The 5,316-nt window shown below is 66.6% G+C and carries 6 protein-coding genes; 4 read left to right on the top strand and 2 right to left on the bottom strand.

Annotated features, from left to right (window positions below; all coding sequences use genetic code 11):
* Positions 1 to 563: 563 nt before the first annotated feature.
* Complete coding sequence (locus tag AC2VOU_RS17420; protein WP_486958495.1) at positions 564 to 743, bottom strand: hypothetical protein; 180 nt, start codon at positions 741 to 743, stop codon at positions 564 to 566.
* 1 nt (position 744) lies between these two features.
* On the opposite strand from AC2VOU_RS17420, the gene AC2VOU_RS17425 reads away from it, so the two are divergent.
* Genes AC2VOU_RS17425 through AC2VOU_RS17440 form a run of 4 tightly spaced genes read left to right on the top strand, consistent with a single transcriptional unit; the run spans position 745 to position 4,743 of the window.
* The gene (locus AC2VOU_RS17425; protein WP_486958496.1) at positions 745 to 3,357 is read left to right on the top strand and encodes a sensor histidine kinase; all 2,613 of its coding nucleotides are present in this window, start codon (positions 745 to 747) and stop codon (positions 3,355 to 3,357) included.
* Positions 3,354 to 3,773 (top strand): roadblock/LC7 domain-containing protein, encoded by a 420-nt coding sequence (locus AC2VOU_RS17430; RefSeq protein ID WP_486958497.1) that lies wholly within the window; start codon positions 3,354 to 3,356, stop codon positions 3,771 to 3,773. Before AC2VOU_RS17425 ends, AC2VOU_RS17430 begins: the two co-directional genes overlap by 4 nt.
* 6 nt (positions 3,774 to 3,779) lie before the next feature.
* The gene (locus AC2VOU_RS17435; RefSeq protein WP_486958498.1) at positions 3,780 to 4,163 is read left to right on the top strand and encodes a DUF742 domain-containing protein; all 384 of its coding nucleotides are present in this window, start codon (positions 3,780 to 3,782) and stop codon (positions 4,161 to 4,163) included.
* 16 nt (positions 4,164 to 4,179) lie between these two features.
* Positions 4,180 to 4,743, top strand: coding sequence for a GTP-binding protein (locus tag AC2VOU_RS17440; protein ID WP_486958499.1), 564 nt, complete (start codon positions 4,180 to 4,182; stop codon positions 4,741 to 4,743).
* Here the strand turns inward: AC2VOU_RS17440 and AC2VOU_RS17445 are convergent.
* A partial coding sequence (locus AC2VOU_RS17445) for an ABC transporter permease (protein ID WP_486958500.1) occupies positions 4,733 to 5,316 on the bottom strand: 584 nt, incomplete at its 5' end. The genes AC2VOU_RS17440 and AC2VOU_RS17445 overlap by 11 nt on opposite strands.

Consider the following 5,316-nt stretch of genomic DNA (forward strand, 5'->3'; position numbering starts at 1 on the left):
CACGGCTCAGCCCGCACCGCCACGGTGGCCCAGTCCCAACCGGAACAGTGGCTCACCCGACAGCGGAACACTGGCTCCCGCCGACCGTAATATCCAATAATCTCTCTCGCTCTCTTGTGGTCTTGCTGCCTTGTGGTGTTGGTGGTGTTCGGCCCCTTATGGCGGTGGCCCCGGCCGCAGCACTTACGAGTACTGCGTCCTACCTGCCCAATTGCCAAGGTGTTGGGAACCTCAAGGCCCTGGGCCTCTCTTCGTGGCTAAGGTGATGAGCTGCGAGTAAAACAGCAGCCTGAACACAACACACGGTAACCGGGTAAGCGTAGGGACCCGGGTGTCGGATACCCGCCGCCGTTGGTGGCGCTGGCTGCGGAGATTATTTGCTCGGCTATCTGAGGCAGAGCCGCTGGCGCTTCGCTGAACTCTGTCTGTTCAGTAAGAATTGTGGTCACTGCCGCCACAGCCTGGCATACTCGCTGAATTGCCAGGCGTGTAAGGCTTGCCCGTCGCTCGGGGTGAGCGCAATTAGCAGGAAGTCCCAATGAACGACGCGCTATTACTGCGATTCAGCGGAGCGGACGCTCACACCGCGCTGTTCCGGTGACCATGTTTGCCCGCGCCAAGCGGTCGATCTCGTCGTGGAGAAACGAGCCGACGGGTAGCACCGGCGACGAGTCGGCCTCGGTGAAACGGCCGGCTTCGTGGTCGGTGCGAAATTGGCCGGTCAGGTGGAAAGTCCTCGCCATTGTGGCGCTGCCATTATTGCTGGCAATGGTATTCGGCGGATTTCGTGTTGCGGGTGCGCTCAGCGACGCGCATCGGCTGCGGTTGGCCGCCGACCGTGCCGAGATGGTTCCGGCCATTACTAAATACATGTCGGCGCTCGACGTCGCATTGCTGGCGGGCTCGACCGGTGGCGATGCGGACGGCGCGAAAAAGAACTACGACGCCCGCAAGAGTGAGCTCGAGGCCCGATTGCACGGCACCAACGTCGCGCCCGACGTGGCCGCCGGCATCGACGCGATGCTGGACGGCGGGCAGTCCCTGCTCGACAATGTCGAGTCGAACACCCTCGGACTGCGTGCACGGGTGACGACCTACGCGCCCATCCTGTTGACCGCCGAGAACGCGATCGACGGGTCGGTTCGCGTCGACAACGAACAGATCCGGGCCCAGGCGCAGGGTCTGAGCCGGGCGATCGGCGCCCGCGGCCAGATGATGATGCAGCAGGTGCTGATCGCACGCGGTGCTGAACTGCCCGAGCCCGAACTGCGCACGTCGATGATCACTCTGGCGGGTACTGAGCCGTCGACCCTGTTCGGTATGGCCGAAGTGCTGGGTGTCGGCTCTCCGGAGGCCAAGATGCTGCAGCAGCAGATGGTGACGCGGATGGGTCTGATGTCCGATCCGGCGCAGCAGCTGGTGAACAACCCGGCGTTGCTGCGCTCGGTGCAGACCACCGACGAAATCGCCGGGCGGATCATCAAGGACATCACCGGGAAGGTGACCAAGGCCGTCGAGAACCAGGCCCACAACCGTCGCAATGCCGCGATCCGAGACACCGTCCTGGTGTTGTCCGCCCTGGCCGCCGCGCTGGTCATCGTGTTGCTGGTCGCGCGCTCGCTGATCCAGCCGCTGCGGGTGCTGCGCGACGGCGCCCTGAAAGTCGCCCACGAAGACCTCGAGCGGGAGATCACCCGGGTGCGGGCCGGCGACGAGTCGCCGCCCGAGCCGTTGCCGGTGCACACCACCGAAGAAATCGGTCAAGTTGCGCACGCAGTCGACGAATTGCACATCCAGGCCTTACTTTTGGCGGGCGACGAAGCCAGACTGCGGCACCTGGTCAACGACATGTTCGAGACGATGTCGCGGCGCAATCGGTCGCTGGTGGACCAGCAGCTCTCGCTGATCGACCGCCTCGAGCGCAATGAAGAAGATCCCGAGCGACTCGACAGCCTGTTCCGTCTCGACCACCTGGCCGCCCGGATGCGCCGCAACGGCGCGAACCTGCTGGTGCTGGCCGGCGCGCAGGGCTCGCGCCGGGATCAGCGCACGGCTGCGCCGCTGGCGTCGATCATCCACGCGGCCGCCTCCGAGGTCGAGGACTACCGACGGGTCGAGACGTCGATGGTGCCCGATTGCATGCTCGTGGGAGCGGTTTCCGGTGACATCGCCCATCTACTCGCGGAGTTGATCGACAACGCGCTGCGCTACTCGCCGCCGGGATCGCCGGTTCGGGTGTCGGCGGGCTTCCGCAGCGACGGGGCGGTGCTGCTGCAGATCGTCGACGTCGGGCTGGGCATGACCGACGGCGACCGCCGCATCGCCAACATGCGCCTGCAGGCGGGGGGAGAGGTCAGCCCCGACAGTGCCCGCCACATGGGCCTCTTCGTGGTCGGCCGGCTGGCCGACCGGCACGCCATCCGGGTTCGGCTGCGCGCCTCGTCGATCGAGGAGACGCGGTCGGGCACGACCGCCGAGGTCTATCTGCCGTCGACCGTGCTGGCGAGTGCGGACGCGGGCACGGCAGCGCCGCGCAAAACCGAGCCGGTGGCGGCAGCGCCCGTCTCCACGTGGCCCGAGCCGCTGGCAGAGCCCGAATTGCCGGCCGAGCGCGAGGACACCTCGGAACGAAACGGTTTGCTCTCGACCGAGTCGTCGATCAGCCTGCTGCCGCGGCGCAGGCCCGGCGGCAGCGGGATCGTCGGCGTACCGGCCGCGTCGCCGCCGCAACCCGAGCCGTCGGCCGCTCCGGCGGAGACTGCCGAGCCCGCCGGGGAACCACCTGTGGCACAGCCGGCCTCGAACACCTCGTCGTTCTTCGGCTCGCGGGTCCGATTCAACCGCGAGAGCCGGGAAAGCCGGAATCGGCCCGAAGCCGAGCCGGCCGTGCCGGCGGCCCCGGTCGAGGACGTTTGGGCGGCCGAAGCCCCTCCGCCGCCCGAGTCGCCCGCGGACGATCTGATCTACAAACAGATGCTCTCCGAATGGTTGGTCGACCCGCGCGAGCTGGCGCGCAGCCCGGATCTGGACTGGCAGACGGTGTGGGACCGGGGCTGGTCGGCTGCCGCCGAAGTGGAGAACACGCCCGTGCAGCGACACACCGAGCAGGGCCTGCCAGTGCGCGAACCCGGCGCACGGCTGGTGCCCGGCGGTGGCGAGTCGAACGGAAACGCGCACCACCGCGCCGACGACAACAACGGCACTACCGCCGGCACCACCACCGGCGCGAGCCGCACCCCCGCGCATCGGGCTCCGCTGCGCGACCCGGAGGCCGTGCGCGCCTCGATGAGCAGCCATTTCGGCGGCATCCGCGCAGCGCGGTCGCACGCCCGTGACAACGACCAAGGACCCGAATGACCGCTGGTTTTCAATCCGTGCCCGCCGACAACTCCCTGGACTGGCTGGTGTCGAACTTCGCCCGTGAAGTCCGCGGGGTGTCGCACGCCATCCTGGTATCCGTTGACGGACTGCTGATGGCGGCCAGCGAGCGGCTGCCGAAGGAGCGTGCCGACCAGCTGGCGGCGGTGTCGTCAGGTCTGGCCAGCCTGGCCAGCGGCGCCGCTGCGCTGTTCGAGGGTGGCCAGGTGTTGCAGTCGGTGGTGGAGATGCAAAACGGCTACCTGCTGCTGATGCAGGTCGGTGACGGTTCGCATCTGGCCACGCTGGCCGCGACGTCATGCGACATCGGGCAGATCGGATACGAGATGGCGGTGCTTGTCGAACGGGTGGGCAACGTGGTCCAGTCGTCGCGGCGTGCCCCGCTGAACTCGTGAGCGGTCATGGACAATCGTCAGCCGTTGGACCCCGAGCCGCCGCCAGTTGAGGCGAGTCTGGTCCGGCCGTACACCCTGACGGCAGGCCGAACGAAGGCCACGGTCGACATCCCGTTGGAAGCGCCGGTGCAGGCCTTGCAGTCGGCCACGTTCCACCGGTGGCCGCGGGGCGATGTGCGGGACAGAATCGTGCAGCTGTGCCGCAAAAGCCCGTCGGTGGCCGAAATATCGGCTCGGTTAGATCTGCCGCTGGGTGTCGCGCGCGTGTTGGTCGGTGATTTGGTGACTTCGGGCTACCTTCGAGTTAATCGGACGTTGACCGAACGCTCCACCGGTGATGAACGCCGCGAACTGATAGGAAGGACGCTCCGTGGTCTACGAGCGCTCTGATGCCAGGGTCGCCCCAATGCACAAGTCGCGCGACACCGCGTCCACCAAAATCGTCATCGCCGGCGGTTTCGGCGTGGGCAAGACCACATTCGTCGGCTCGGTGTCGGAGATCATGCCGCTGCGCACCGAGGCGATGGTCACCGACGCCTCTGCCGGCGTCGACATGGTGGACGCCACCCCGGAGAAGCGGACCACCACGGTTGCCATGGACTTCGGCCGGATCACCCTCGACGAGGATCTGGTGCTCTATCTGTTCGGTACGCCCGGCCAGCGCCGATTCTGGTTCATGTGGGACGACCTGGTGCGCGGTGCGATCGGCGCGGTGATCCTGGTGGACTGCCGGCGTTTGCAGGACTGCTTCGCCGCCGTCGACTTCTTCGAGCATCGCAACCTGCCGTTCCTGATCGCGGTCAACGAATTCGACGGCACGCCAAGGTATCCCGCAGCCGAGGTGCGTAAGGCGCTGACCTTGCCTGCCCACGTCCCGGTGATCAACGTCGATGCCCGCGACCGCAGATCCGCGACCGACGCCTTGATCGCGGTCAGCGAGTATGCGCTGGCCAGCTTGGCTAACGCTTGAGCCGGATAGTCCAGCGCACGTATCCGGCGTAGAACAGCGACAGCGCTGCCAGCATGCCCATGTCCAGCAGGAAGATGTGCTTGGAGTGCTGCCAGATCGGGTCGTTGGTCGGAATCTGCTTGACCTTCACCAGGCCCGGGAAGTCGATCGAGGATGCGCCGGCGGCGTAACCCCAACGCCCGGGGGTCAGCCAGGACATCTGATCGAGCCCCGCCCGGCCGGTCACCGGAATCATTCCGCCGGCAAGAACTAGCTGCGACATGATCGACACCACTAGCAACGGCATGATCTGCTCGTTGGACTGTGCGATCGCCGAGAGCATCAGACCGAGAATGGCCGAGGCCACGCATGTTGCGGCAACGGTGACGAACAGCGAAAACGTCGCGTCGTCGAAGAACGGTGGATGCGCAGTGGGCGCACCTTTACCCAAGCGGACGATGATCGTTGCGACGGCCGCCTGGGCGGTCGCGAATGCGCAGAACACCGCGACCTTGGCCAGCAGATAGGCAGTCGTCGACAACCCGACCGCCTGTTCTCGTCGGAAGATCGGCCGCTCGCCGATCAGGTCACGAA

The sequence above is a fragment of the Mycobacterium sp. TH-M25 genome, from assembly GCF_057473665.1.